The organism is Deinococcus sp. KSM4-11, from assembly GCF_004801415.1.
In the GTDB taxonomy this organism is placed as follows: Bacteria; Deinococcota; Deinococci; order Deinococcales; family Deinococcaceae; genus Deinococcus.
The window spans coordinates 311,012-336,501 of record NZ_SSNX01000004.1 but is presented as its reverse complement, the minus strand read 5'-3'; the positions used below and the strand labels follow the sequence as shown (position 1 = coordinate 336,501).

Here is a 25,490-nt window from a genome sequence, read left to right as displayed (position 1 = left end):
CAGCGCAGCGCCCGCTCCCCCTACCCCAGAGGGGTAGGGGGCTGGGGGGTGGGGAATGCCTTACTGCCCTGCACAAAACTTCACCTGAACGTTCCAATGTGACGTGGTGCCGTTCGTCTCCGATCACCTCTGGACGTTGATCGTTCCCCTTCTTCCGCCACCACCCTGCCGGGCCAGAGGCGGTCGTCCCCGGATCGACGACCGCCTCGCCCTCGAAGGCATTCTCTTCGTCCTCCACACGGGCATCTCCTGGCGCTCCCTTCCACAACAGCTTGGCTACGGCAGTGGGATGACCTGCTGGCGACGTCTTATCGAGTGGCAGCACGCTGGTGTGTGGGCCGCACTTCATCGTGTCCTGCTCGATCAACTCCACGCGTCTGGGGCGATCGACTGGAGCCGCGCTTCGCTCGACTCCGCGACCATCGCTTCACCGTGTGGTGGCGAAGAAACTGGCCCAGATCCGACCAACCGGGGCAAGCTGGGCTGCAAGCGGCACCTGGTGGTTGATCGCAACGGCCTACCGCTCGCCGTGGTCATCTCTGCTGCGAACGTGCACGACAGCCGGATGCTCGAAGCGGCCGTAGACGCCATGCCAGGTGTACGCAGAGGTCGAGTTGGGCGGCCCCGCAAGCGACCGTACAAGCTCCACGCCGACAAAGGGTTTGACTTTCACCGCTGCCGCCACGCGCTGTATGTGCGTGGGATTGTTCCTCGCATTGCGCGGCGGGGTGTCGAATCACGTGAGCGTCTCGGGCACGTGAGATGGGTGGTGGAGCGGACGCTGAGCTGGCTGAATCGGTTCAAGCGCTTGAAGTTGCGGTACGAGCGCCGAGTCGATGCACATCTTGCGTTGCTCGTCCTTGCCTGTGCCTTAGTGTGTTTCCGCACCCATACGGGCGTTCGTTGAGCCTTCCCAAAATTTGGCGCCGCGCGCCTGGATGTACTGGTCGAGAAAGTCCGTAAAGTCATGGCCGACTCGATCCCAGTCAACACGACCATCGAGCGGCAGCGCGACCAGTACTTGACCCTCGTCGTCCGCCTTTGGATCAGCACGGATGATCAACAGGTCACAATCGCCGAGAAACATGCCGATGACGAGGTCCCCTGCACGGGCGTCATCGTGCCGCGCGAGTTGGTAAGCGTCTGTGGCGTGCCGCGCAGCGCAAGGATCGTGGATGACCAAGCCCCACTGACCGTACTGCATGTCTTCAAAGAGTCGAGCACTGGCTGCCTGAAGCCAGAAGTTATGCAGAGCAGCAGGGACGTGGTGTATCACGGCAAGATCGCTCGCGTCGCTTGGTGCAGTCAACGTGTGTCGAAGTGGCAGCGGCGTTTCACCGGCCGACAGTCCAGGAACGGGAGCAAGAGATTGCAGGGCGTTGAGGACTTGTGTGATTGAGCGAGCCACGTCGTGATGGTAGTGCGCACGACGTGCTATGCACGTTTTGTGCCGCGCACTTAGTCAAACCACCCACACCCCGCCGCAATCACCCGCCACGGTGTATAGCTGGCCTCAACGACCGTCTGCCCGCTGAGGCGAAGGTAGTCCTGCACGACCCGGTACCCGAGCGCGTACCCCGCGTACGGCGGGATGCCCAGGTCGGAGGGCCCGCCGTACTCCCGCATGACCGAATCCCCGAAGATGTAGCCTCGCACGATGCCGAAGTCGCGTTCTTCCAGCGCGGCGCCATACCGGGGAGCCAGGGCACGCAGATCGCTCTCCTGAAGGGTGGTCGTCCACGAGCCCAGGCTGCCCTCGCCATACAGGTCCGCGGCGAAGCTCTCGGCCAGTCCTTCCGCGATGAGATACGCGCCGAGGGTCATCGGGAACGTCCAGTCAGGCTGGGCGAAGCGGACGGCATGGTGGTACTCGTGCGCGGTGATGGCGGGGAGCTTCGGGTCGTTCCACGCACCATTCGGCAACAGCTGCGGCCAGATCGACAGCAGCAGCCAGCCGGGAACGTTGGCCGCGCCGGTCAGGCCGTCCTCGCCCAGGCTGCCGGGTTCTGCCACAGTCAGGGCGAGGTGTAGCGGCGGGAGCTGGACGCCGTGGGCATCGGGGTTGAGCGTGGCCGTAGCAAGTTGGAGCGCCGTGAGGTTGGCCTGAACCACGCCCGCTTCCTGCAGGTGCCGGATGGCCTCCAGCCCGCGTTCCGCGCCGTGTTCGGGCCGGTAGAGCTTCATCATGCGGGCGGCCTGCATGGCGGGATCGTCGGTGGGCGGGCCATAGCGGAGCATGCCCTCCCACACGGGCCGCAGCGGATCGAGCACGAGCTGACGGTAGAGGGCGTCCTGGTGCCGCTCTGGAGCCCTCAGGACGGTATGCAGAGCGTCCAGGGTATCGACGGGAATAACGGACATGGGGACCTCCTGCCCGGCATGGTGTGGCCTGACGTCGCGTGAGGCTCAAGTCCGCCGGATGGCCTACTGGCCAGATCCGGCCGTATGCTGGGTGCAGCTCCAGGTTTCCTGGCGTGTTCCTGCCGCCCATTCAAAGGACTTCTGAATCTTGCGTCGTTAATCCCTGCATCCACGGTCTGAAGCTGCCACCCGCTGTGCGCGGGCTGGCCCTTGCCGCAGGGAGTGAACGAGTGCTGATTCAATTGAGAGGGGTCGCCCGAACGTACGGCGACCGGACGGTCTTCGATGGAGTGGAACTGGAGGTCTCGCCCGGCGCGCGGCTCGCGCTGGTGGGAGCGAACGGCAGTGGCAAGAGCACGCTGCTGCGCGTGATGGCGGGGCTGGAGGCGCCGGACGCGGGCTCGGCGCTGATCTCGGGCCGCGTGGCCCTGCTCGCCCAGCAGGAGGAGGCGGGCACCGGAACGCTGCTGGACACGGTGACGCCCCCGGCGCTGCGGGCGGCCCAGACGGCGTTCGACGCCGCCTCGGCGGGACTGGCCGACGGTTCGGACGCGGCACTCACGGCGTTCTCGGAGGCGGAAGAGACCTACCGGCTGGCCGGTGGGTACGACTTCACGGGCCGCGCGGCAGCGGTGCTGGCGGGCCTGGGGCTGGACGCCGGGGCGGACGCGGATCGGCTCTCGGGCGGGCAGTCCCGTCGGGCGCTCCTGGCCCGTCTGCTGCTCTCCCCTGCCGACGTCTACCTGCTGGACGAGCCGACGAACCACCTGGACGTGGATGGCGCACGCTGGCTGGAAACGTGGATCGCTTCCAGCAGTGCGGCCTTCGTGCTCGCCAGCCACGACCGCGCCTTCCTGGACGCCGTGGCGACTGAGACGGCCGAGCTGGAACGGGGCCGACTGATCCGCTATCCCGGCGGGTATTCGGACGCGATGGCCCTGAAGGCCACGCTGCGCGACGCGCAGGAACGTGATTACGAGGCGTACCGGCGCAAGCGGGCGGCGCTGGACGAGGAACGGCGGCGGCAGGCGAGCAAGGGTGGCGTTCAGGAGAACCGCAACCGGGCGCGCGACAACGACAAGTTCCTGTCCACCTTCAAGAGCGAGCGGGGCCAGCAGATCTACTCGGCCCGCGCGAAGGCCATGCAGAAGCAGATCGACCGGCTCGACGCGCACGCCACCGAGAAACCGTACACAGACCGGCGCCTGCTGCGTCTGGAACTTCCTGCCACACCGCCCGGCCCGGCCGAGGTGCTGACCGTACGCGACCTGTGCGTGTGCCGGGACGGACGACGGGTGCTGGACGGCGTGACCCTGCACGTCCGCCGCGGGGAGAAGATCGCACTGACCGGCCCGAACGGCGGCGGCAAGAGCACGCTCCTCGGCGCACTGCTGGGCACCTTTCCCCACACGGGCGAGGTGCGCTGGGGCATGGGCCTCACCCGCTACGTGGCCGGGCAGCACGGCGAGGAACTTGCGGGCCTGGACACGGTGGCGGATGCCCTGCTAGACGCCAATCCCCTCCTCACACCCCACCAGCTTCACGAGGTCGCCGCGCAGCTTCAGCTGCCCGGCCCGGCCTTCCGGCTGGAGGGGCTGTCGGGCGGGCAACGCACCCGCCTGAGCCTCGCGCGCCTGAGCGTCACGCGGGCGCAACTGCTCGTGCTGGACGAACCGACGAACCACCTGGACATCCGCATGATTGAGGCGCTGGAGGGCGTGCTGCTGGCCTTTCCCGGCACGGTGCTGTTCGCCAGCCACGACCGCACGCTGGTGAAGCGCGTGGCGACGCGGGTGTGGCGCGTGGGCGGGAGCGGCGTGGAGGATACTCCGGAATCATGACCGGCCCTGATACCATGCTCGACGGTTCCCAGCCCCACGACGCGCTGATCGCCGAGGCGGCCGGCGTGCTGCGCCCCCACCGGGTCAGCGACCGCCTGTTCGGCGACGTCGCGTGCGTGCTGGTCAGCGGCTCGGGACAGCACCACCACGGCGTGTGCATCGACACGGGCTCCGGCACCGGCTTCTGCGCCGAGCACGCCGCCATCGCGGCGATGGTGACGGCCGGCGAGTACTCCATCGCGTCCATCGTCGCGGTGTGGCGCAAAGTGGAGAGCGGCCAGCTGTTCGTCCTGCCGCCGTGTGGCCGCTGCCGGGAATTCATCCGGCAGATCGACCCCGGCAACCTACGCACGCGGGTGATCCTGGGCCGGGCCGAGGCGCGGCCGCTGGCCGACCTGCTGCCCCGCTGGGAATGGCCCGAACCGCTGACCTGAACCCTCACCCGGGCGTGAGGAGCACCTTGCCATCCACGGTTCCGGATTCCACGAGGCTGTGCGCTCGAGCGGCCTCGGCCAGGGGAACGCGCGCTCCGATGGTCACGGTCACGTCGCCGCGCCGGAGGTACTCCAGCGCCTCCAGCGTGGTCTGGCGGGCCTGTTCGGGGCGGTGCTGGCGCAGGGTGCCGTTGCTGTAGCCCACCACGGCGCGGCACTCGCGGTGCAGGGGCGCGGTGGGAATCCGGCCCGGCGTGCCGCCCGCGTGCCCGTAGGTCACGAGCCGTCCAAAGCGCGCCAGGACGCCTGCGCCCCGCTCGGCCGTGTCGCCGCCGATGGAGTCGAGGATCACGTCCACGCCCCGCCCAGCCGTGAGTTCCTGAACGCACGCGGCAAAATCCTCGTGGTGGCGGTTGATCACGTCGTCCACGCCGAGACCGCGGATGAACGCGGCGCGGGCGTCGCTGCCGACCACGCCGATGATCCGCCCGGCCCCCAGGGCGCGGGCGTACTGCACGGCCAGGTGCCCGACGCCCCCCCCGGCCGCATGGATGAGCACCGTCTCGCCCCGGTGCAGGTCGGCCGCGGTGGTCAGGATGCCGTAGGCGGTGGCGAGCATGGTCAGGGCGGCGGCCGCTTCGTCCGGCACGCTGTCCGGCAGGGGCAGACACAGCGCGGCGCTGGCGAGGACGTGCGTGGCATAGCCGCCACCCACCGGGTAGACCGCGACCCGCTGGCCGACCGTCGGGGTGGTCACCCCCTCGCCCAGTGCGTCCACCACGCCCACCGCGTCCAGGCCGGGTGTGAATGGCGGCTGGCTGGTGCCGTATTTCCCCTGGCGCGCGAGCAGATCGGCGTAGTTCACGCCGGTGACCGTGACGCGCACGCGCACCTGACCGGGGCCCGGCTGGGGCAGGGGCCGCTGCTCCCACTTCAGCACGTCGGGGCCGCCGAAGGCGTGGACGATGATCGCCTGATCCGTCAGTTCAGTGCTCATGGCGTTCAGTGGACACGAAAAAACCGCCCCCGGGGTGGGAGCGGTCTTCAGTGATTCCGGTGTGCCCGCGAGCGCGGGCCCGCCACTCGGAATCCGCGCGAGATCAGTAGAACGTCGTGATGCGGTCGACGTTGTGACGGTGGTGGGGGAAGCCTTCTTCGTCACGCTTGCCGATGGGCAGCAGGCCGGCGAACTGGACGTGCTCGGGCAGGCCCAGGAGTTCCTTGACCTTGTCCGGCTGGAAGCCGAGCATGGGCACGGTGTCGTAGCCCTTACCCCGGGCGGCGAGCATCAGGAAGCCGAAGGCGATGTTCGCCTGGGTCAGGGCCCACTGGCCGCGCTGGGCGACGTCCTGGGCACCGAACTGGGCGCGCAGGCCCTCCGCACGGGTCTTGACCTGCTCCTCGCCCATGCTGGCGGGGAAGTTCTGTTCGGCGTTGGCGAGCACGTCTTCCATGTCGGAGTACACAACGATCACGGCGGGGGCGCTGGTGACCTGGCTCTGGTTGTAGCTGACGTCCTGGAGTTTCTGCTGCAGATCCTTGCTCTGGATCACGGCGAAACGGGTGGGCTGGACGTTGTTGGCGGTGGGGGCCAGGCTGGCGAGGCGCAGGATCTCGCGCAGGTCGTCCTGGTTCATGGGTTCCTGCACGAACTTGCGGATGCTGCGGCGGGTCTGGATGGCCTCAGCAACAGGAAGGGTGGTCGTGGGGCGGACTTCGGTGGAGGTCGTCATGCCCGTCACCCTAACGCCGACGCTTTATAAAGTCAAGCGGTGTGAGATCGACTGCACTTTAGTTCCCGTTTAGGTGTATGCTTTTGTCATGAGCACTGAACACACTGGATTCTGCCCGGTCTACCGGGCAATCGGGGTGTTGCAGGAGAAGTGGGTGCTGCACATCGTCCGCTCCCTGCTGGATGGTGAAAAGGGCTTCAATGAACTGGCCCGCGCGGTCGGCGGCTGCAACAGCGCCACCCTCACCCAACGGCTGGAGCACCTCGAAGGCCTGCAGATCATCTCCAAGCGCACCGAGGACAGCCACGGCAAACTCGCCCGCAGCGTCTACTCCCTGACCCCGGCTGGACGGCAGCTGCAGTCGGTGATCGACGCCATCGACGCCTGGGGCCGCGACCACCTCCTGCCCCCCCTTCCCGAAGCGCAGAGCGCGTGACGCCCTGATCCTCCCCGCCCGGCCACTGTGCCGGGCTTTTCAGTGCCGGGCTTTTTGTCATGCCACACTGGGCGCATGGCCGCCATCCTGATCTTCATCGTCCTGCCGCTGATCCTGATCGTGGTGGCGTGGCGCCTGAAGCCGCTGGTGCCGCGTGACGGACGGCCCGGCGACGCGGTGGGCGGTTCACTGGTCGCCAGCGGGATGTTCGGCGGGCACGGCCTGGAGCCTGACCCGGTCAGCGTGCGCGAGGACACGGACGCCCCGAAGTTCGACCTCTCGGACGTGAAGGCCCGTGAATGAACGCGGAGGCAAAGCCTCCGGTGCCCGGCCTACGCTGAGCGCATGAGCCTGAAAGACGAGTTCAGCACGCAGGAATGGTTCCAGGTCATGACCGGCCCCGGCCGGGCCGGTGCCGCCGTGGTCGCGGCCAGTCCCAGCGGGCTGACCGGCCTGCTCGCCGAGGCGCAGGCGATTGCCGCCTCGATCCGCGAGAGTGTGAGCAAGGCGGGCCGCACGCCGCTGATGGAAGCGATGGCCGCCGACCTGCTGGGCACCGGCCCCAGCCGTGACGAGATCAAGGAGATGCAGGGCGAGCGCCCCCACAACCTGCAGGAAACCGTGGATCAGAACGTGCAGGCGGTGCGGCAGGCCGTGTGGCTGGTGTCGGCCAAGACCAGCCCCGAGGATGCCCGCGCGTACCAGGACATGCTGATGCAGGTGGCCGAACGCACGGCGCAGGCCGCCAAGGAAGGGGGCTTCCTGGGCATCGGCGGCGAGCAGGTCAGCGACAAGGAGCGCGAAGTGCTCGCCGAGTTGCAGGGCGTGATCCGGGGAACGGGTCAGAGTGCCGCCGCGACCCCCACCCCAGCGGGCGACCTGACAGCGCCCTCCCCGGACGGCAGCGGGAACAGCAACTGACCCTCCGGCACCACACTGGCGTATGACCGACACCCCCAGCCTTCGGTTCATCCACGCGCCCTCCATCGGGAGCCCCACCGGCTACTCGCACGCGGCCGAGGTGCGCGGTGGACGCACGGTGTACTTCTCCGGGCAGATTGCGCTCGATGCGGACGGGAACGTGGTCGGCGCCGGGAATTTCGAGGCCCAGGCGCGGCAGGTGTTCCGCAACCTGGGCCTCGTACTGGACGCCGCTGGTCTGGACTTCGGCGCAGTCGTGAAGCTCACCATCTTCCTCACGGAGACCGCGCACCTCCAGACCTTTCGGCCGGATTCGCGACGAGTTCGCGAATCCGGCCGCCCCGCCCGCGAGCACGCTGGTGAAGGTGGCTGGGCTCGTTCTTCCTGAACTGCTGATCGAGGTGGAGGCCGTGGCCGTAGCTCCGTGAGAAGCAGGGCGCTATGCTGGCCCGAGTGCGGGGGCGACTGGCGCTGAACGTGGGGTGACCACGGGGGAGCCTCCGGAATCTTCTTCGTGATCGCGCGCCTGGGTCGGACACTTCCCCGTTGTGGGGAACGCTGTTCGCTTGACCGGAGGACATGAACATGGCGAGACGGGCCCTGATTTCCGTGAGCGACAAGACCGGCGTGATCGAATTCGCGCGGCAGCTCGAGCAGCGCGGCTGGGAGATCCTCAGCACCGGCGGCACCTACGCCTCGATCACGGGCGCGGGCATTCCCGCGCGGCAGGTGAGCGACGTGACCGGCTTCCCGGAGATGCTGGACGGCCGCGTGAAGACGCTGCATCCGGCCATCCACGGCGGCATCCTGGCCCGGCGCGAAGAGGATCACCTGGGGCAGCTTCAGGAGCACGGGATCGGCACCATCGATCTGGTGTGCGTGAACCTGTACCCGTTCCGGGAGACGGTGGCGCGCGGCGCTCCCTTCGACGAGGTCGTGGAGAACATCGACATCGGTGGCCCCGCCATGATCCGCTCGGCGGCGAAGAACCACGCGGGCGTGCTGGTGCTGGTCGATCCGGCGGATTACCCCGTGGCCCTTCAGGACGAGGTCTCGGAGACCGACCGCAAGCGTCTGGCCGCCAAGGCCTACCGGCACACCAGCGAGTACGACGCCGCCATCACCGCGTATCTGGAAGGCACCTCCGACGAGCTGCCGACCAGCCTGCCGCACACGCTGACGCTGAACCTGGAGAAGACCGCCGAGGTGCGCTACGGCGAGAACCCGCACCAGCCCGGCGCGATCTACCGCCTGGGCAGCGCGAGGGGGCCGGTCATCGACGCGCGGGTGGTGGCGGGCAAACCCATGAGCTTCAACAACTTCACGGACGCCGACGCCGCGTGGACGCTGTGCCAGGAACTCTCGGCGCAGGAATCGGCTCTGCCGGAGCACGCGGCCGTGTGCGTGGCCGTCAAGCATGCCAATCCCTGCGGCGTGGCGCTGGCCGCCGACGTGAAGACGGCGTGGGAACGCGCCCGCGACGCGGACACCCTGAGCGTGTTCGGCGGCGTGGTCGCCGTGAACCGCCCGGTGGATCTGGTGGCGGCGCAGAGCATGCGCGGCACCTTCCTGGAAGTGCTGATCGCGCCGGACGTGACGGCCGAGGCCATCGCGTGGTTCACCGAGAAGAAACCCGACCTGCGCGTGCTGATCGCCGGCCCCAGCGAGCACGTGAGTGTGCTGGACGTGCGGCCTCTGACCGGGGGCTTCGCCGTGCAGGAGAAGGACGCCCGCCCGTGGGACGACCTCTGCCCGGAAACAGTGACCACCCGTGAACCGACCAAGCAGGAGTGGCTCGACCTGCGCTTCGCGTGGGCGACCGTGAAGCACGCCCGCAGCAACGCGGTCGTGATCGCCAAAGGCGGCGTGACCGTGGGCCTGGGCGCAGGGGCCGTGAGCCGCATCTGGGCCGCCGAGCGCGCCGTGGCGAACGCGGGCGAGAACGCGCGGGGCGCGGTGCTCGCTTCCGAGGCCTTCTTCCCCTTCGACGATGTGGTGCGCCTCGCCGCCCAGGCGGGCGTGACGGCCATCCTGCAACCCGGCGGCGCCAAGCGTGACCCCGAGGTCATCGCCGCGTGCAACGAGCTGGGCCTGAGCATGGTGTTCACGGGCTCGCGGCACTTCAAGCACTGAATGTCGGACACAGAGAGCACCGGGCCGCAGGCGCCGCCGCTCGCCCTGACGGGCAAGCACCTCGCCGAGGACGTGATGGCGGGCGTCCGGGGAGCGCTAGCGGCGTGGGCGCAGGCCCCGGAGGCGTTCCAGCCGCAGCTGGTGAGCGTGCTGGCGTCGAGCGATCCGGCCTCGGCGGTGTACGTGGACGCCAAGGCGCGGCGGGCACGGAAGCTGGGTGTGGCGTTCCGCGTGGGTGACCTGGGGGCCGGGGCCACGCAGGCGGAGCTGCACGGAGCACTGGACGCCCTCTCGGCCGACCGGCAGGTGCACGGCATCATGCTGGAACTGCCCCTCGCGCCGGGGCTGGACGCCGACGAGGCGCTGCTGCACGTCGCGCACCGCAAGGACGTGGAGGGACTCACGCCCGGCAATCTCGCGCTGATCGCGGCGGGACGCGAGCCCGAGGCGCTGCTGCCGCCCACGCCGCGCTCGGTGCGCTTTCTGCTGCGCAGCGTGCTGGGCGACGACCTGCGCGGCCTGCGGGTGGCGGTGATCGGGCCGGGACGCACGGTGGGCCGTCCGCTGGCCTTCATGCTGAACAACCGGGGCGTGACCGTGACCGTCTGCAACGAGCACACCCGCGACCTGCGCGGCGTGCTGGCCGGAGTGGACGCGCTGGTCGTGGCGGTGGGTCGCGCGGGCCTGCTGCGCCCGGAGCACGTGCAGCCGCATCATGTCGTCATTGATGCCGGCATCAACGTCAAGGCCGGTGGCGGGGTGGAGGGCGACGCGGCGGCGAACCTGCCGGTACGGGCCCAGTCGCCCGTGCCGGGCGGCGTGGGGCCGCTCACCAGCGCATTGACGTACCAGAACCTCGTGCGGGCCGTGCGGCTCCAGCGGGGCGAACCCGTCGAGTAGGGTTCAGTCTCCGCTGCCCACCCGCAGGGCGTCCGGGGCCTCGACATGGCGGACGGTCTTGTCCCACGCGCGGCGGCCCGTGACGTGGTGGCGGTAGGCCAGAAGCAGGCTTGCGCTGAGCACCAGGCCGTACAGCGGCTGGCCGAGCAGCAGAAGCACGAACTGCGCGGCGTTCAGGCGCTGCTCGTGCTGGTAGCGGGCCAGCCAGTGCAGTTGCATTCCGGTGGTCAGCACCGCGAGCCCACCGCCGATCACCGGATTCAGGATCAGACCGTGGGTGTGCAGCGCCCAGCGCAGCGGCTGTGAGAGCAGACACAGGGTCACCACGCCGCTCAACCATGGCCCCAGCAGGTAGTACGACAGATCCAGCCGTGCCCGCAGCGGCATGGGCTCCTGCCACACGCGCGGCAGGTAGGGCCAGCACTGCAGGGTGCCCTGGGCCCAGCGGGCCCGTTGCCGCAGGAAGCGCCGCAGGTCCGGCAGGCCCTGCTGCGTGACGGCCGCCTCCAGCAGCACCATGCGGTGTTCCGGCGAGGCGAGGCGCATCTCCAGACCGCTGGCGAAATCCTCCGAGAGGCAGTCGGGCCACGGGGGCGTGCCCCTGGTGAACTGCGCGTGCAGGTACGACGCCCGCATGAACTGCCCGTTCCCGCACAGGCCCACGGTATGCCAGCGGTGGCGCAGGCGCTGCACAGAGCGGATCACGGTGAATTCCAGATCCTGCTGCTGTTCCAGCATCCGGCCCATGACGCTCTGCACGCTCAGGCCCGTCGCGGAGGGGCGGATGCGTACGCGCGCCTGCGCGCCCACCACGCGCGGATCGGCCATGGCCGCCCTCGCCTCAGGCAGCAGGTCCGGAGTGATGCGGCCGTCAGCGTCCACGACCACGAAGATCTCGCGCTGCAGGTCATCGGTGGGCAGCCGGTCGAGCAGGTGGCGGGTGGCCCAGCCCAGCGCCTCGCCCTTCCCGCGCCGCGCGTAGGGCAGGGAGCGGCGCAGAAGGGCTATGCCGGAATCCTGCCCGGCGAGCGCCTGCACCACCGCGGCGGTGTGGTCGTCGCTGCCGTCGTCGATCACGACCACCCGCGCGTCCGGCGCCAGCGTCCGCAGCGTCGTGACGGTCGCGCCGATCACGCGCCCCTCGTTCAGGGCGGGGATCAGGAACGTGAAGTGCAGGGCGTCTCCCCCACGGGCAGGGCGGTGGCGCACGCGGGGCAGCAGGGCCGCGAGCAGCATCTGCGCGAAGGCCACGGCCAGCAGGATCACTCCGGTCAGATCGAGGGCGGTCAGAAACCAGCGGAGGGCATCAGTCAAGGGAACCCCAGTCGGTGTGGTGAAGTGCTCCTCAAACTATGCGCCGGGCCGGTCACGCGCGAAATGGGATGATCCTTGAGGAACATCCACGGGCTCTCATCTTGGGCGGTGGGTTCAGTCGGTGCTGAACTGCTGAACGGTGGTGGCACTCTCCTGCGGGGAACGGTCCGCGGCCAGATCGGCGACGCTCTCGTCGTGGCGGACGCTCTTGTACCACGTGCGCTTCCCGGTGAAGTAATTCCAGTACGCCAGGGGCATGTTCGCCAGCAGCGCCACCGAGTAGATGGGCAGGCTGACCAGCGTGTACGGGACGGCCGTCCACGGAAGCTGCCGTTCGGCCCGGTACCGCAGGGCCCAGTTCAGTTGCAGGGCCAGGGGCAGCACGGTGAGCAGCACGCCGACCCAGCCGGGCAACAGCAGACCCTGCCAGCCGGTCACCCGGCGCACGCCCTGACTTGTCATGGAGAGGATCAGGAGCAGGTTCAGCCAGGGAGCCAGGATGAAGTAGGTGAAGTCCACCCGCGTGATCCCGCTGACCGGGCGCTGCCACAGTTTCGGCAGGTAGGTCACGCACTGCATGGTGCCCTGCGTCCAGCGGGCGCGCTGCCGGACGAATTCGCCGGGATTGACCATGCCCTGCTGCTGCACGTGCGCGCTCAGGTACGCGATGCGGTGCCGGGGGTCGTGCAGGCGGACTTCCATGGCGCTCGCGAAGTCCTCGAGCAGCACGTCCGGCCAGGGCTCCTGCCCGCGGCCGAGCTGCGCGGCGAGGTAACTGGCCCGCATGCATTGCCCGTTGCCCGTCAGGGACGCGGTGCGGCCCAGCGTCCGGTAGCGCTGGATATGCCCGGTGATGAAGGCTTCCAGATCCTGCTGGAACAGCAGCATGCGGCCGGCCACGCCGGGCCACCCGGCGGGCGCCCCCGTCTGCCGGTACCGCATCCAGCCCTGCGCGGCCATGACGTCCGGATCGGCAAAGGCCCCGCGCACCTGCGGCGCGAAATCCGATCCGATGCGGCCGTCGGCGTCCATCACCACGAAGACCGTGTCCGCCAGGGAGCGGCGGGTGATCTCCGGGTCGACGAGCAGCTGCCGCACGGCCCAGTTCATGGCGCGGCCCTTGTTCTGCCGCGCCTCGGGGAAGGTGCGCCGCAACAGGGTCACTCCAGGGTCTCGCCGGGCAAAGGCCTCCACGAGATCCGGGGTGGCGTCGTCGCTGGCGTCGTCGATCACCACGATCCGCGCGCCGGGCACGGTGGTGCGCAGGTTCTCCAGCGTCGCCCCGATCACCTGCGCCTCGTTCAGCGCGGGAATCAGGAACACCAGTTCCGCACCGCGCTCGGCCACGGGCAGGCGGGGAGCGGGGCGGGTGGCGGCCAGCAGCTGTTGCAGCACGTACGCCGCGAAGAGCAGCAGGCCGAGCACGTCGAGGACAATGAGGGCGTTGGTCAAGGGTCTCCCGGGAGGGCCGCCATGCCGGCAGCTTAACCGTCACATCATGCCGGATGGGCCCCCGTTCTGCCTAGCAGGTTTGATGAGAGCGGCCGGGGTGGCACGCCCCGTATCCTGTTCCTCATGTCTGTCGTGACCCGCATTGCTCCCAGCCCCACCGGTGACCCGCACGTGGGCACCGCCTACATCGGCCTGTTCAACTTCACCCTGGCCCGGCAGGCCGGCGGGACGTTCATCTTGCGGATCGAGGACACGGACCGGGGCCGCTACGTGCCGGGCAGCGAGACCCGGATCTTCCAGATGATGCAGTGGCTGGGCCTGACCCCGGACGAATCCCCCCTCCAGGGCGGCCCGAACGGCCCCTACCGGCAGTCCGAGCGGTTCGAGCTGTACGGCGACTATGCCCGGCAGCTGGTGGCGTCCGGGCACGCGTACCCGGCCTTCGAGACGCCGGAGGAACTGAGTGCGCTGCGCGAGGCGGCGCAGGCGGCGGGCCACGTGATCCACGTTCCGAGCCGTGACCTCGACCCGGCCGAGGCGCTGCGCCGGATGGATGCAGGCGAGGCCGCCGTGATCCGCCTGAAGGTGCCGCGCGACGGGGAAACGGTGGTGAACGACCGGCTGCGCGATCCGATCCACTTCCAGAACATCGAGATCGACGACAAGGTGCTGCTGAAGGCCGACGGATTCCCCACGTACCACCTGGCGAACGTGGTCGACGACCGGCTGATGGGCGTGACGCACGTGATCCGCGCCGAGGAGTGGATCACGAGTACGCCCATCCACATCCTGCTGTACCGCGCCTTCGGCTGGCCCGAACCCGTGTGGGCGCACATGCCCCTGCTGCGCAACGCGGACAAGTCCAAGATCAGCAAGCGCAAGAACCCCACCAGCGTCGAGTGGTACCAGCAGCAGGGCTTCCTGCCCGAGGCGATGCTGAACTTCCTGGCGACCATGGGCTGGACGCACCCGGACGGCCTGGAGATCTTCGACCTGGCCGAGTTCGGGCGGGTGTTCCGCCTGGAGGACGTCACGCTGGGCGGTCCGGTGTTCGATCAGGCCAAGCTGCGCTGGTACAACGGCAAGTACCTGCGCGAGGTGCTGACGGAGGATGACGTGGCCCACCGTCTGCACGCCTTCCTGGCTGCCCAGAAGTCGGAGCTGCCGCTGGACGAGTACTTCCGCGCGGTGACGAGGCTGATGACGCCGCGCCTGGAGGTGTTCAGCGACTTTCTCGACAAGACCGGCTACTTCTGGACCGAGGACTACGCGGTGAACGAGAAGGCGCAGGCTGCCATCGACGGAGCGCGGGAGCTGCTGCCGGAGCTGGCGTCCCGCCTGAAGAATCTGCCCACCTTCGACGCCGGCTCCATCAAGGCCCTGTTCCACACCTACGCCGAGGAGAAGGGCCTGAAGCTCGGGAAGGTGATGCCCCCGGTTCGCGCCGCCGTGGCCGGAACCCTGGAAAGCCCGGATCTGCCGGACCTGCTCGCCACGCTGGGTCGGGAACGGGTCGTGGGCCGCATCACGAAGGCCGTCTCGTGAACGCCGTCGCGGCTGCCCTGGTCGGCCTGATCGCGCTGCTGCACATCTACATCCTGGTGCTGGAGATGTTCCTGTGGGAGACGCCGCGCGCCCTGAAGGCCTTCGGCACCACGCCCGCCCTGGCCGCGCAGACGAAGGCGCTGGCCGCGAACCAGGGCCTCTACAACGGCTTCCTGGCCGCCGGACTGATCTGGGGCCTGATCATCCACTCGCCATCGACGCAGCTGTTCTTCCTGAGTTGCGTGGCGGTGGCGGGCGTGTATGGCGCGGCGACCGCGAACCGCCGGATTCTGTTCGTGCAGACGATACCTGCCGTGCTGGCGATCCTGGCCGTCCTGCTGTCCCGCTGAGGCCCAGGTCAGTGGGAGCGTGGCCAGCAGGGTCTGCATGGCGGCCTTGTCGGTGTCCCGACGGACGAGCGTGTGAACCCCCCTGCGGACGGTAGACTGCGCCAAACGAGCGTTAGATCGGCTCACCCAGGAGGAGCACACGTGACAGGAGACCGCCGCATACGGGTTCTCATTGCCAAGCCCGGCATGGATGGCCACGACCGGGGCGCGAAGGTCGTGGCCCGCGCGCTGCGGGACGCCGGCATGGAAGTCATTTACACCGGACTGCGCCAGACGGCCGAGATGATCGTGAACGCCGCCGTGCAGGAGGACGTGGACGCCATCGGCCTGAGCGTCCTGTCGGGCGCGCACATGCATTACTTCCGCGATGTCATGACGCTGCTGCGCGAGCAGGGCGCCGACGACATCATCGTGTTCGGTGGCGGGATCATCCCGGATCAGGATCTGCCGGAACTGGAGAAACTCGGCGTGGGCCGCATGTTCACGCCCGGCGCGAGCACCCAGGACGCCGCCACGTACCTGAAAGGGGCCGTGCTGGCCCGCTGGCAGGCCCAGGGCGAGGCGTGAGTGACGCGGCGGTCGCGGCCACTCCCCGGCTGGACGTGGGCCGGGTGCTGCCCCTGTACGCCGCGCAGGCCCTGGCCACGGGCGCGACGACCGTCAGCACGGTGCTCGCCAGCCTGATCATCAGCGGCATGGCCAGCGAGACCCTGGCCGGACTGCCCAGCACCCTGATCCAGGCCTCCGGGGCGCTCTCGGCCGGGGCCTTCGGCGCGCTGATGCTGCGCTCAGGCCGGCGCTTCGGGCTGGCGGTGGCCTACACCCTGGGCGCGCTGGGCGCCCTGGTCGGCTTCCTGGGCGCCCGCGCCGGCCTGACGCCGGTGTTCCTGCTGGGCGCAATGATGATGGGCGGCGCGCAGGGCGGGTACCAGCAGGCCCGCTACGCCGCCGCCGAGAGCGTCCCGGACGGACGGCGCGGCACGGCACTGGGCGTGCTGATGCTCATGAGCGTGCTGGGCTCATTCGTCGTGACCGGCTTCTCGCACCCGATCGAGGCGCTGGGCGGCGTGCTGGGCAGCACGGCGGAGGTCGCCGGGTGGCTGGTCGGCGGGGGACTGCTGGCGCTGGGAGCGGTGCTGATGCTGATCTGGAAGCCGCTGCGGCCCGCCGTGGCCGGCACTCCGCAGGCGCAGCTGACGGTCAGACAGGCCTTCGGAATTCCAGGGGTGCGGTCCACGGCGCTGGCCGTCGCGACCGCGCAGGGCGTGATGGTCACCCTGATGAGCCTGACCCCGCTGCGCGCCCACCACATGGGCGTGGATCACGCGGGCGTGGCCGCGCTGGTCTCCGGGCACATCCTGGGCATGTTCGGGTTCGGCTGGCTGACCGGCCCGCTGATCGACCGCGTGGGCCTGCGCTTCGGGTACGTGGGCGGCGCGGCCCTGCTGCTGTCGGCCGCCGTGACCGCCCCTCTGCCGGGCACCGCGTGGCTGGGCGTGTCGATGTTCCTGCTGGGGCTGGGCTGGAACCTCGCGTTCGTGAGCGGCAGCAAGGCCCTGACGCGCTTCCCGGCGGCGCAGGGCGTCACGGACAGCCTCGGCTTCGTCGCGTCCGGCGTGGGCACCCTGGTGGGCGGCGTGGTCATCGCCCGCGTGGGGTTTCCCGTGCTGGCCGCCGGGTGCGCCGTCTGGGCGCTGCTGCCCCTGTTCAGCGCGTGGCGGGTACGGCCAGTGTCCGTCTCCGTCCGGCCCTGAGCGTCAGTACACGCCGGGCACGAAGCGCTTCACGCGCGCCCGGTAGGCGGCGTACTCCGGGAACTTCCGCGTCAGCGCCGCTTCTTCGTGATTCGCCTTGAACTGAAACAGGATCGCCAGGGCAGCCGTCCAGCCCAGCGAAGATCGGCTGCCCCGCAACACACTCCAGCCCAGCGAAGCCAGCAGCAGCGCGGTGTACAGGGGATGGCGGACGGACGCGTAGACGCCGCCCGTCACGAGCTGCCCGCCTTCCAGCGGTTCCGGCAGCGCCGTGAGGTTCCGTCCGAGCGACCTTCCGCCGAGCATCCCCAGCGCCACGCCCGCCAGCATCAAGGGCAGGCCGACCGGGTGCCCATGCCTCCGCCGGACACCGCTGAGCCCGATCAAGCCGAGCAGAACGCCCTGGGCCACCACGAAGGCGCCGCCCCGGTTCAGGAAGGTGGGGGCGGCGGGGGTCATGCCCGGAGTGTAGTCCGGCCCGGTTCAGGTCAGCCGAAGCGGCCCGACACGTAGGCTTCGGTGCGTTCGTCACGGGGACTGGTGAAGATCTGATCCGTCACGCCGTGCTCGACCATGTCGCCCACCAGGAAGAACGAGGTGGTGTCACTCACGCGGGCCGCCTGGTGCATGTTGTGCGTGACGATCACGATGGTCGTGACCTTCTTCAGTTCGGACATCAGGTCCTCGATCTTCGCGGTGCTGGCCGGGTCGAGGGCGCTGGTGGGTTCGTCCATCAGCAGGATCTCGGGATCGACGGCCAGGGCGCGGGCGATGCACAGCCGCTGCTGCTGCCCGCCGGACAGGCCGGTGGCGGGCGTGTTCAGGCGATCCTTGACCTCTTCCCACAGGGCCGCGCCCTTCAGGCTGCGTTCGGCGACCTGCATGAGCTGGGCCTTGTCGCGCACGCCCGTGAGTTTCAGGCCGGCGACCACGTTGTCGAACACGCTCATGGTCGGGAATGGATTGGGCTTCTGGAACACCATGCCCACGCGGCGGCGCATGCTGACCGGGTCGACGCCCGGGTCGTAGATGTCCTGCCCGTCGAGCAGGATCTTGCCCGCGACGCGTGCGCCCGGCGTGAGGTCGTGCATGCGGTTGATGGCGCGCAGGAAGGTGGTCTTGCCACAGCCCGACGGGCCGATCAGGGCGTTCACGCTGCCCCGGCGGAAGTCCAGGCTGACGTTCTTCACGGCGCGGTTCTCACCGTAGAAGATGTCCACGTTCTGGGCACTGAGGATCACGGGCTGGGTCATGGAACGGACTCCTTAACGGCGGCGGCTGAAGCGCCGGGCGAGCAGGCTGGTAACGAAGATCAAGGTGATGAGCAGCAGGGCCCCGGCCTTCGCGAGGCGCTGGTTCTCGTCGTAGGCGCTGGTCGCGCCCCGGTAGATCTCCAGCGGCAGGGCGCTCATGGGCTTGCTCGGGTCGAGGTTCACGTTCGGGTTCCCGAAGGCGGTGAACAGCAGGGGCGCGGCCTCGCCCGCCACGCGCGCCAGGGCCAGCATGATGCCGGTGATGATCCCGCCGGCGGCGGCGGGCAGCACGATCCGCAGCGTGACCAGCCACTTGGGCAGACCCAGCGCCAGTCCGGCCTCGCGGATGCTGATGGGCACGAGTTTCAGGACTTCCTCGCTGGTCCGCACGACGATGGGGATCATCAGGAAGCCCAGCGCGAGGGCGCCTGCGAAACCCGAGAAGCCGAACTTCAGCACGATCAGCCCGTAGGCGACCAGGCCCATGACGATGGCAGGAATGCCGGCCAGCACGTCGCTGAGCATGCGGATGGTGGGCATCAGGCGGTGGCGGGGGTACTCGGAGAGGAAGATGCCGCCGGCCACGCCGACGAGCACCCCGATCACCGAGGCCATCAGCAGCATCTCGACGCTGCCGAGAATGGCGTTCAACAGGCCGCCGCCCGTCTCGCCTTCCGGGGCGGGCACCTTCGTGAAGAACGCGACGTTCATCGCGCCGATCCCCTCGCGCAGCAGGTACAGGAAGATCAGGATCAGGGGCGCGACGACGACCAGCGTGGCCAGCAGGATCAGGCCGCCCATCAGCAGGTTCTTCGCGCGCCGGGCCGGGCTGAGCCCGGTGGGACGCGCGGCGGTCGTGGAGGTGCTCACGCTCATCACTGGATGCCCCGGGGGGTCAGGCGGGCGATGATGAGCCGCGCCACGTAGTTCACGGCCACGCTCAGGAAGAACAGCGTGAGGCCCAGCGTGACCACCGAGGAGCGGTGCAGGGTCTCGCGGGCGTCGCCGAACTGGTTGGCGATCACCGAGGCCATGGTGCTGGCGTTGCCCCAGATGGATCTCAGGACGTCCTGACTGTCGCCGATGACCATGGCCACCGCCAGCGTCTCGCCCAGCGCGCGGCCCAGCGCCAGGATCACACCGCCCAGGATGCCGGCGCGGGCGTAGGGCAGGATGGCGCGCGAGATGACTTCCCACTTGGTGGCGCCCAGCGCGTACATCGCTTCCCGCTGGTCGGCGGGCACCAGCCGGATCACGTCCCGCGCCACCGAGGCCGTGTACGGCAGGATCATGACGGTCAGGATGATGATCGCCAGCGCCAGCCCGCGCCCCGCGCCGCTGCTGGGCACGAAGAAGCATTGCAGGGTGGTCTTGTTCTCGGCCCACAGCCCGGCACACTTGGTGTACAGCGCCAGCCGGTCCGGGAACTCGGGGTTGAAGAAGGTGATCTGCCAGCGCCCCAGGATGGGCGCGATCACGAACAGCGCCCACAAACCGTACACCACGCTGGGCACGGCGGCCAGCAGCTCGATCAGGTAGCCGACCGGGTTGGCCAGCCATTTCGGGGCGTATTCGGCCACGAACAGCGCGCTCGCGACGGCCAGCGGCACGCTGATGACCAGCGCGGCCAGGCTGGTGACGAGCGTACCCGCGATCATGGAGGCCGCGCCGAAGGTGCCCGCCACCGGGTTCCACGTGCGCTGCGTGAAGAAGCTCAGCCCGAAGTGCTGCAGGGCTGGCCAGGAATCCTTGCCCAGCTGGTAGATGCTGGTCAGGAACACCAGCACGATGATCGAGGCGAGCAGCAGGATCAGCACCTCGAACACGCGGTCGCTGCGGCTGGAGAGTCGGGCGGGCGTGGGGGCACTTCGGGTGGGTTCACTCATGTCGTCATGACCTCGGCAGGCATCGTCGTCCCAGTTCACCCTGCGTTCGTCAGGGGCAGGTCAGCCCACGACCATCCGGCGTGGACAGAGAACGGGCGGCTCCCGCGTGGAGAGCCGCCCCGTGGAGGTTCAGGCGTTCAGATCTTCTTGCCGTCGAAGGTCAGGGTGCCGATGATGGTCTTGGCCTTGGCGGCCACGTTGTCGGGCAGCTTGGCGTAATCCAGGGGCTCGTTGTACTGCTGGCCGGTCGTGACCATCCAGGTCAGGAGCTTCTTGAGCTCCTGCGCCTGAGCCAACGTGCGGCTGCCGTACTTCTGATCCTGGTAGAAGATGATGTACGTGAAGCTCGCGATCGGGTAGGCGTCGGCGTTCGCGGAGTTGGTCAGGGACACGCGGGTATCGGCGGGAATGACGACGCCCTTGGCGGCCAGCGCGGCGGGGCCGTTGTCGGCCAGGATGAACTTGCCGGCGTGGTTCTGCACGCTGCCGAAGGGCAGTTTGTTCTGCTTGGCGTACACCAGTTCCACGTAGCCGATCGCGCCGGGGGTGCTCTTGACCACGCCGGCCACGCCGTCGTTGCCCTTGGCGCCGGTGCCGACGGGCCAGCTCAAGGAGTTGCCCACGCCGACCTTGGTCTTCCACTCGCTGCTGACCTTGCTCAGGTAGTCGCTGAACACGAAGGTCGTGCCCGAGCCGTCGCTGCGGCGGGCCACCGTGATCGGCAGCGGAGGAATGGTCACGCCGGGGTTCAGCGCGGCAATGGCCTTGTCGTTCCAGGTCTTGATCTTGCCCAGGTAGATGTCCGCGAGCACCGCGCCGGTGAACTTGAGGGGGGCGGTCACGCCGGGCAGGTTGTACGAGGGCACCACGGCGCCGATGGCGGTGGGGATGTGCAGCAGTTTGGCGGGCGCGGCCTTCATGGAGTCGTCGCTCATGGGGTTGTCGCTGGCGGCGAAGTCCACGGTGCGCTCGGTGATGGCCTTCTGGCCCGCGCCGCTGCCGACGGACTGGTAGTTCACGTCGACGCCGTTCGCCGTCTTGTACTCGGCGAACATCTTCGAGTACAGCGGGAAGGGGAAGGAGGCCCCGGCGCCCGTGAGGCTCTGGGCGGTGGCGGTCGTTGCGACAAGGGCAAGGCCCAGGGTCAGGAGGTTCTTCATACGCGCCCAGCTTGGCGGGCTTGTGTCAGTGCTCCGTCAGGCTCCGTCAGGGCAATGTCAGCCCGTGTGGGCTTCCGAACACGGCGTGCGCTTCCGGCGGGCGTGGCGGGCACCTCCGGGGCCGGTCATGTCAGGGATTGGTGGCGGGCCGCTGCCGGGCCAGCATGACGGCCAGGCCCAGCAGCGCCGCGTTCAGCACGGCGATCACGGCGAACAGCGTGGCCGGATGCGCGTGGTAGATCACGCCCGCCACGCCCGCCGCCGGAATTGAGACGAGCAGCGCCAGGAGCTGCACGCCCGAGTACAGGTCGGCGCTGCCGCGTTCGGGGAGCCGCGCAAACAGCACAGTGCTCTGGTAGATCTGCGTCAGGAAGATGGCGGCGGCCAGCAGCGCCACCACGACCAGCAGGGCAATCACGTTCCCGGCGGGCACCATCAATAGGGCCCCCGCACCCACCAGCCCCAGCACACGCGTGACCACCAGCGTCCGCTCGGCCGGGACGTGCGAGATCCGCCGCAGGATCAGGCCGTACATCAGGACGGTCACGGCGGCCGTCACGACCGGCAGCAGCGACACGGTGCTCACGCTGAAGCCCAGCGTCTCCCGGTAGAACAGGATCTGGAAGAGGTTCATCTGATCGATGAACAGGCTCAGCACGTAGAACGCCACCACGACGGGCAGGCCCGGCGAACGCCGTCCTTCCCAGACGTGCCCCAGCGTCTGCTTCAGGCTGCCCAGCAGGTGTAGGTCCCGGTGCTCGAGCATGGCCGCCTGCCCGGTGCCGGTCTCCTGCGTGATCGCGTTGCGCCACAGGAACATCACGGTCATGCCCACGCCGCCCAGCGCGTAGAACACCCGCATGGTGGGCACCACGCCGTGCGCCTGCATGATCAGCCCCACGACCGGCGCCACCAGCCCGCACAGCGCCACGATCAGGTTCAGGATGCCGAACACCCGCGCCCGCTGCGACTGCGGCACGTCCTCGACGACCAGCAGGCTCCACGACACCATCACGATCCGGCCAGTGGCACTCAGCACCCCGGCCACCATGAAGGCCCACACGCTGCTGGAGACCGCCCACACGAACATCGGCAGAGTCCACGACACCAGATCCCATAGCAGCGTGGTGCGTTTACGTCCCAGCCGGTTGGTGATCGGCGCGGCCATGATCTGGAACAGGAAGGAGAACGCCAGCGTGACCGACCCCACCCAGCCGATCTCACTGCTGCTCAGCCCGACCTCCCGCATGTACAGCGGCGCGTAATACAGCACCACCGTGCCGAACACCGCCCACAGCGGCTCGGTGATGATGGTGCTGCGGGCATTGCGGGGCAGGCCCGCCAGTGACGGCCAGGGACGCCATGACGCGGTAGACACACGTACTCCTTAGGGAGGGAAGGGCCGGGGAACGGGGCGCACGGGGCAGGACAGACGGTGCCGGGCAATAAGTGACGCCCCGGGGCACGGAGGCCGAAGCGGGGCGCAGAGCTGGCGGAACGGGAGAGATTCGAACTCTCGGTACGGTTGCCCGTACACACGCTTTCCAGGCGTGCCCCTTCAACCACTCGGGCACCGTTCCAGCGCACAGCAGAGTAGCCCATGCCCCCCAGGAAATCAAACCGGGGGTGCCGGCGGGCAGGCGGGCATAGAATCCGACCGTGACCCTCGTGACCGTGTTCGCCCTGCTGCTCTCGTACCTGCTGGGTTCCATTCCGGCGGCCGCCTGGGTGGCGCGCGCGCGTGGCGTGGATATCCGCACGGTCGGCAGCGGCAACAGCGGCGCGACGAATGTCCTGCGGTCGGTCGGCAAGGGGCCAGCGCTGGCCGTGGCGCTCTTCGACATCCTCAAAGGAGCGCTGGCCGTCTGGATCGCGCATGCCCTCGGCCTGGACGGGCTGTGGTCGGCGCTGTGCGGGCTGGCGGCCGTCATCGGGCACAACTACAGCCCGTTTCTGGGCTTCCGGGGCGGCAAGGGCGTGGCGACCAGTTTCGGCACGCTGGCCGCCATCGATCCGGTGGTGGGCCTGTGCGCCTTCGCCGTGGGCATCTTCACCATGTGGCTCACGCGGTTCGTGTCGGCCGGGAGCATCGTGGCGGCGGCCCTGGCGGCGCTGCTGGTCATCGTGATGCAGCGGCCCGTGTGGATGATCGTGATCGTGCTGATCCTGTCCGGGCAGCTGATCTGGCTGCACCGGGAGAACATCGCGCGCCTGCACGCCGGCAAGGAGCGGCGTCTAGGTGAAAAAGTAACCTGAGCGGGCACGGGAGCGGCCGGAGCGCTATTCTGGGTGGGTTACACAACCTCACCCCAGGCCGGACGCCCGCCGTCCGCTTCCCATGTATTTCCGGAGTCCTCAGTATGTCCGCCAGAATCCGCATTTATGGCCAGGAGGCCGTGTTCAGTCAGGGGCAGTGGACGTGCGCCGACGAGAGCCTGCAGGCCATGTTGGAGGCCCTCGCCGACCCGCGCGCGATGACCGAGGAACAGGAGCGCGAGCATGCCCTGTATGCCGCCGGTCGCTACGGCGGCCTGATCGCCACGAACCTCGGCTGGGAGGCCGCGCCGCACCCGGAAGCGGAGATCAAGCTGGAGGACTTCCAGCCCCGGCGGGAGCCGAAGAAGGCGGGGGGTGGACTGCTCGGTGGCCTGTTCCGCCGCAAGGGCTGAACCCCAAGGTTGGAGGAGCGGGGCCGTCCAGACGGGCCGCTTGACCCTCTGCGCCGCAGCGTCTACCCTGGCAGGCATGCAGACCCACGCGACCACCATTACTCCCTAAGGGCGGTGTCGTGAAGGCAACCGCCCCGCCAGACGTGCGGGGCGGCATTTTTTTTGGAGGAGCGTATGCGCGTAGCGATCGTCGGTGCGACCGGAGCGGTAGGACACGAACTTCTCAAGGTGCTGGAGAGCAGCAGCCTGCAGTTTGACGAACTGCTGCTGTTTGCCTCGCCGCGCAGCGCGGGAACCAAGTTGACCTTCAAGGGCACTGAACTGACCGTGCAGGCCACGCCCGAGGGTGCCATCGACGCGGACGTGATCCTGGCGTCGGCGGGGGGAAGTATCAGCAAGGCGCTGGCGCCGAAGTGGGTGGCGGGTGGCGCGGTCGTGATCGACAACAGCAGCGCGTTCCGCTACGACCCGCAGGTGCCGCTGGTGGTGCCCGAGGTGAACGGCGACGCCGCCCTGACCCACCAGGGCATCATCGCCAACCCGAACTGCACGACGGCCATCGCCGTGGTCGCCGTGGCGCCCATCCACCGGAAGTACGGCGTGAAACGCATGATCGTCAGCACCTACCAGGCCACCAGCGGCGCGGGCGCCAAGGGCATGGACGAGCTGCTGGAACAGACCCGCGTGGAACTGGACGGCGGGCAGGCGCAGGCCACCGTGTTCGCGCACCCGATCCCCTTCAACGTGATTCCACACATCGACTCCTTCCAGGACAACGGGTACACCAAGGAGGAGATGAAGGTCGTGTGGGAAACCCGCAAGATCATCGGGGACGAGTCGTTGCAGATCAGCTGCACCGCCGTCCGGATACCCACGCTGCGCACGCACAGCGAGGCGATCACGCTGGAACTGGACCGGCCCGCCACGCCGGATGAAGTGCGCGACCTGCTGGCCAGCGCGGCGGGCGTGGAAGTCCGTGACGATCCCGGGGGCAAGCTCTACCCCATGCCACTGACCGCCAGCAGCAAGTACGACGTGGAGGTCGGCCGGATCCGGCAGTCGCTGGTGTTCGGAGGCGGCATCGACCTGTTCGTGTCCGGCGACCAGCTCCTCAAGGGGGCCGCACTGAACGCCGTGCAGATCGCCGAGTACCTTCAGCAGAAGGGCGCCTTGAAGGCCAGACAGCGGGTCTGACGCATCCGGCTTCACGAGGCCTCCCGCGTGGAGGCCTTCTTCATGAGCGCCGGCCCAAGTGCCATGCACAGAACATTGACAAAACCCTGGCATGTTGATCGGTACGACAGCGCCGCCCTTCCCACACGCCCGCGTTATTCCGGGCTGAGCCGGC

General features: G+C 68.9%; 28 protein-coding genes, 1 tRNA gene and 1 riboswitch. Of the genes, 16 read left to right on the top strand and 13 right to left on the bottom strand.

The window, feature by feature from the left end; translation table 11 throughout:
- Positions 1 to 103: 103 nt before the first annotated feature.
- Positions 104 to 907: an IS5 family transposase gene (locus E7T09_RS13880; protein ID WP_136389771.1), complete on the top strand. Its 804-nt coding sequence runs from the start codon at positions 104 to 106 to the stop codon at positions 905 to 907.
- Here the strand turns inward: E7T09_RS13880 and E7T09_RS13875 are convergent.
- Positions 872 to 1,408, bottom strand: a complete 537-nt coding sequence (locus E7T09_RS13875; protein ID WP_136389770.1) for a hypothetical protein — start codon at positions 1,406 to 1,408, stop codon at positions 872 to 874. The genes E7T09_RS13880 and E7T09_RS13875 overlap by 36 nt on opposite strands.
- 50 nt (positions 1,409 to 1,458) lie before the next feature.
- Positions 1,459 to 2,361, bottom strand: a complete 903-nt coding sequence (locus tag E7T09_RS13870; RefSeq protein WP_136389769.1) for a DUF2268 domain-containing protein — start codon at positions 2,359 to 2,361, stop codon at positions 1,459 to 1,461.
- Between the two features lie 230 nt (positions 2,362 to 2,591).
- Between E7T09_RS13870 and E7T09_RS13865 the strand changes: the two genes are divergently transcribed.
- Together E7T09_RS13865 and E7T09_RS13860 are read left to right on the top strand one after the other, a co-directional pair.
- Positions 2,592 to 4,202, top strand: a complete 1,611-nt coding sequence (locus E7T09_RS13865) for an ABC-F family ATP-binding cassette domain-containing protein (protein WP_240741792.1) — start codon at positions 2,592 to 2,594, stop codon at positions 4,200 to 4,202.
- Complete coding sequence (locus E7T09_RS13860; protein ID WP_205747017.1) at positions 4,199 to 4,636, top strand: cytidine deaminase; 438 nt, start codon at positions 4,199 to 4,201, stop codon at positions 4,634 to 4,636. The genes E7T09_RS13865 and E7T09_RS13860 overlap by 4 nt, the downstream gene beginning before the upstream one ends.
- A gap of 4 nt (positions 4,637 to 4,640) precedes the next feature.
- Here the strand turns inward: E7T09_RS13860 and E7T09_RS13855 are convergent, their stop codons facing one another.
- Together E7T09_RS13855 and E7T09_RS13850 are read right to left on the bottom strand one after the other, a co-directional pair.
- Positions 4,641 to 5,633 carry a zinc-binding dehydrogenase gene (locus E7T09_RS13855; RefSeq protein WP_136389768.1) on the bottom strand — a complete coding sequence of 331 codons (993 nt, stop codon included), beginning with the start codon at positions 5,631 to 5,633 and terminating at the stop codon, positions 4,641 to 4,643.
- A 103-nt stretch (positions 5,634 to 5,736) separates the two neighbouring features.
- Positions 5,737 to 6,369 (bottom strand): nitroreductase family protein, encoded by a 633-nt coding sequence (locus E7T09_RS13850; RefSeq protein WP_136389767.1) that lies wholly within the window; start codon positions 6,367 to 6,369, stop codon positions 5,737 to 5,739.
- Between the two features lie 88 nt (positions 6,370 to 6,457).
- On the opposite strand from E7T09_RS13850, the gene E7T09_RS13845 reads away from it, so the two are divergent.
- The 6 genes from E7T09_RS13845 to E7T09_RS13820 all read left to right on the top strand — a co-directional run bounded on the left by E7T09_RS13845 (position 6,458) and on the right by E7T09_RS13820 (position 10,759).
- Positions 6,458 to 6,805, top strand: a complete 348-nt coding sequence (locus E7T09_RS13845; RefSeq protein WP_136389766.1) for a helix-turn-helix domain-containing protein — start codon at positions 6,458 to 6,460, stop codon at positions 6,803 to 6,805.
- 75 nt (positions 6,806 to 6,880) lie between these two features.
- Positions 6,881 to 7,108: a hypothetical protein gene (locus tag E7T09_RS13840; protein ID WP_136389765.1), complete on the top strand. Its 228-nt coding sequence runs from the start codon at positions 6,881 to 6,883 to the stop codon at positions 7,106 to 7,108.
- Positions 7,109 to 7,150: 42 nt separating this feature from the next.
- On the top strand, positions 7,151 to 7,726 hold the full coding sequence (locus E7T09_RS13835; RefSeq protein ID WP_136389764.1) for a hypothetical protein: 576 nt from the start codon (positions 7,151 to 7,153) through the stop codon (positions 7,724 to 7,726).
- 22 nt (positions 7,727 to 7,748) lie between these two features.
- Positions 7,749 to 8,114: a RidA family protein gene (locus E7T09_RS13830; protein ID WP_240741791.1), complete on the top strand. Its 366-nt coding sequence runs from the start codon at positions 7,749 to 7,751 to the stop codon at positions 8,112 to 8,114.
- 63 nt (positions 8,115 to 8,177) lie between these two features.
- A riboswitch (ZMP/ZTP riboswitch) is annotated at positions 8,178 to 8,265 on the top strand.
- Between the two features lie 46 nt (positions 8,266 to 8,311).
- The gene (gene purH, locus E7T09_RS13825; RefSeq protein ID WP_168734849.1) at positions 8,312 to 9,859 is read left to right on the top strand and encodes a bifunctional phosphoribosylaminoimidazolecarboxamide formyltransferase/IMP cyclohydrolase; all 1,548 of its coding nucleotides are present in this window, start codon (positions 8,312 to 8,314) and stop codon (positions 9,857 to 9,859) included.
- Positions 9,860 to 10,759 carry a bifunctional 5,10-methylenetetrahydrofolate dehydrogenase/5,10-methenyltetrahydrofolate cyclohydrolase gene (locus E7T09_RS13820; RefSeq protein ID WP_136389762.1) on the top strand — a complete coding sequence of 300 codons (900 nt, stop codon included), beginning with the start codon at positions 9,860 to 9,862 and terminating at the stop codon, positions 10,757 to 10,759.
- 3 nt (positions 10,760 to 10,762) lie between these two features.
- Here the strand turns inward: E7T09_RS13820 and E7T09_RS13815 are convergent, their stop codons facing one another.
- Positions 10,763 to 12,073: a glycosyltransferase gene (locus E7T09_RS13815; RefSeq protein WP_240741790.1), complete on the bottom strand. Its 1,311-nt coding sequence runs from the start codon at positions 12,071 to 12,073 to the stop codon at positions 10,763 to 10,765.
- Positions 12,074 to 12,187: 114 nt separating this feature from the next.
- Positions 12,188 to 13,525, bottom strand: coding sequence for a glycosyltransferase family 2 protein (locus tag E7T09_RS13810; RefSeq protein WP_136389761.1), 1,338 nt, complete (start codon positions 13,523 to 13,525; stop codon positions 12,188 to 12,190).
- Positions 13,526 to 13,648: 123 nt separating this feature from the next.
- Here E7T09_RS13810 and gltX point away from each other — a divergent pair, with 123 nt between their 5' ends.
- The 4 genes from gltX to E7T09_RS13790 all read left to right on the top strand — a co-directional run bounded on the left by gltX (position 13,649) and on the right by E7T09_RS13790 (position 17,174).
- Positions 13,649 to 15,070 carry a glutamate--tRNA ligase gene (gene gltX, locus E7T09_RS13805; RefSeq protein WP_136389760.1) on the top strand — a complete coding sequence of 474 codons (1,422 nt, stop codon included), beginning with the start codon at positions 13,649 to 13,651 and terminating at the stop codon, positions 15,068 to 15,070.
- The gene (locus tag E7T09_RS13800; RefSeq protein ID WP_136389759.1) at positions 15,067 to 15,420 is read left to right on the top strand and encodes a DUF1304 domain-containing protein; all 354 of its coding nucleotides are present in this window, start codon (positions 15,067 to 15,069) and stop codon (positions 15,418 to 15,420) included. The genes gltX and E7T09_RS13800 overlap by 4 nt, the downstream gene beginning before the upstream one ends.
- 141 nt (positions 15,421 to 15,561) lie before the next feature.
- Entirely contained in the window at positions 15,562 to 15,987 is a 426-nt protein-coding gene (locus tag E7T09_RS13795; protein ID WP_136389758.1) for a cobalamin B12-binding domain-containing protein, read from the top strand.
- Positions 15,984 to 17,174, top strand: coding sequence for an MFS transporter (locus tag E7T09_RS13790; RefSeq protein WP_136389757.1), 1,191 nt, complete (start codon positions 15,984 to 15,986; stop codon positions 17,172 to 17,174). Before E7T09_RS13795 ends, E7T09_RS13790 begins: the two co-directional genes overlap by 4 nt.
- Before the next feature lie 3 nt (positions 17,175 to 17,177).
- On the opposite strand, the gene E7T09_RS13785 is transcribed toward E7T09_RS13790, so the two are convergent.
- The 7 genes from E7T09_RS13785 to E7T09_RS13755 all read right to left on the bottom strand — a co-directional run bounded on the left by E7T09_RS13785 (position 17,178) and on the right by E7T09_RS13755 (position 23,053).
- A complete protein-coding gene (locus E7T09_RS13785; RefSeq protein ID WP_136389756.1) occupies positions 17,178 to 17,633 on the bottom strand; it encodes an isoprenylcysteine carboxylmethyltransferase family protein in 456 nt (151 codons plus the stop codon).
- A gap of 29 nt (positions 17,634 to 17,662) precedes the next feature.
- On the bottom strand, positions 17,663 to 18,427 hold the full coding sequence (gene pstB, locus E7T09_RS13780; RefSeq protein WP_136389755.1) for a phosphate ABC transporter ATP-binding protein PstB: 765 nt from the start codon (positions 18,425 to 18,427) through the stop codon (positions 17,663 to 17,665).
- A 12-nt stretch (positions 18,428 to 18,439) separates the two neighbouring features.
- Positions 18,440 to 19,228, bottom strand: a complete 789-nt coding sequence (gene pstA, locus E7T09_RS13775; protein WP_240741798.1) for a phosphate ABC transporter permease PstA — start codon at positions 19,226 to 19,228, stop codon at positions 18,440 to 18,442.
- A 74-nt stretch (positions 19,229 to 19,302) separates the two neighbouring features.
- Positions 19,303 to 20,313: a phosphate ABC transporter permease subunit PstC gene (gene pstC / locus E7T09_RS13770; protein ID WP_136389753.1), complete on the bottom strand. Its 1,011-nt coding sequence runs from the start codon at positions 20,311 to 20,313 to the stop codon at positions 19,303 to 19,305.
- A 137-nt stretch (positions 20,314 to 20,450) separates the two neighbouring features.
- Complete coding sequence (gene pstS / locus E7T09_RS13765; protein ID WP_136389752.1) at positions 20,451 to 21,473, bottom strand: phosphate ABC transporter substrate-binding protein PstS; 1,023 nt, start codon at positions 21,471 to 21,473, stop codon at positions 20,451 to 20,453.
- A gap of 130 nt (positions 21,474 to 21,603) precedes the next feature.
- Positions 21,604 to 22,851 carry an MFS transporter gene (locus tag E7T09_RS13760; RefSeq protein ID WP_240741789.1) on the bottom strand — a complete coding sequence of 416 codons (1,248 nt, stop codon included), beginning with the start codon at positions 22,849 to 22,851 and terminating at the stop codon, positions 21,604 to 21,606.
- Between the two features lie 112 nt (positions 22,852 to 22,963).
- Positions 22,964 to 23,053: transfer RNA gene (locus E7T09_RS13755), tRNA-Ser, on the bottom strand.
- A gap of 79 nt (positions 23,054 to 23,132) precedes the next feature.
- On the opposite strand from E7T09_RS13755, the gene plsY reads away from it, so the two are divergent.
- The 3 genes from plsY to E7T09_RS13740 all read left to right on the top strand — a co-directional run bounded on the left by plsY (position 23,133) and on the right by E7T09_RS13740 (position 25,336).
- Positions 23,133 to 23,729, top strand: coding sequence for a glycerol-3-phosphate 1-O-acyltransferase PlsY (plsY, locus tag E7T09_RS13750; protein WP_136389751.1), 597 nt, complete (start codon positions 23,133 to 23,135; stop codon positions 23,727 to 23,729).
- A gap of 104 nt (positions 23,730 to 23,833) precedes the next feature.
- Positions 23,834 to 24,142: a hypothetical protein gene (locus E7T09_RS13745; RefSeq protein WP_136389750.1), complete on the top strand. Its 309-nt coding sequence runs from the start codon at positions 23,834 to 23,836 to the stop codon at positions 24,140 to 24,142.
- A 174-nt stretch (positions 24,143 to 24,316) separates the two neighbouring features.
- Positions 24,317 to 25,336, top strand: coding sequence for an aspartate-semialdehyde dehydrogenase (locus tag E7T09_RS13740; RefSeq protein ID WP_136389749.1), 1,020 nt, complete (start codon positions 24,317 to 24,319; stop codon positions 25,334 to 25,336).
- Positions 25,337 to 25,490: the final 154 nt, after the last annotated feature.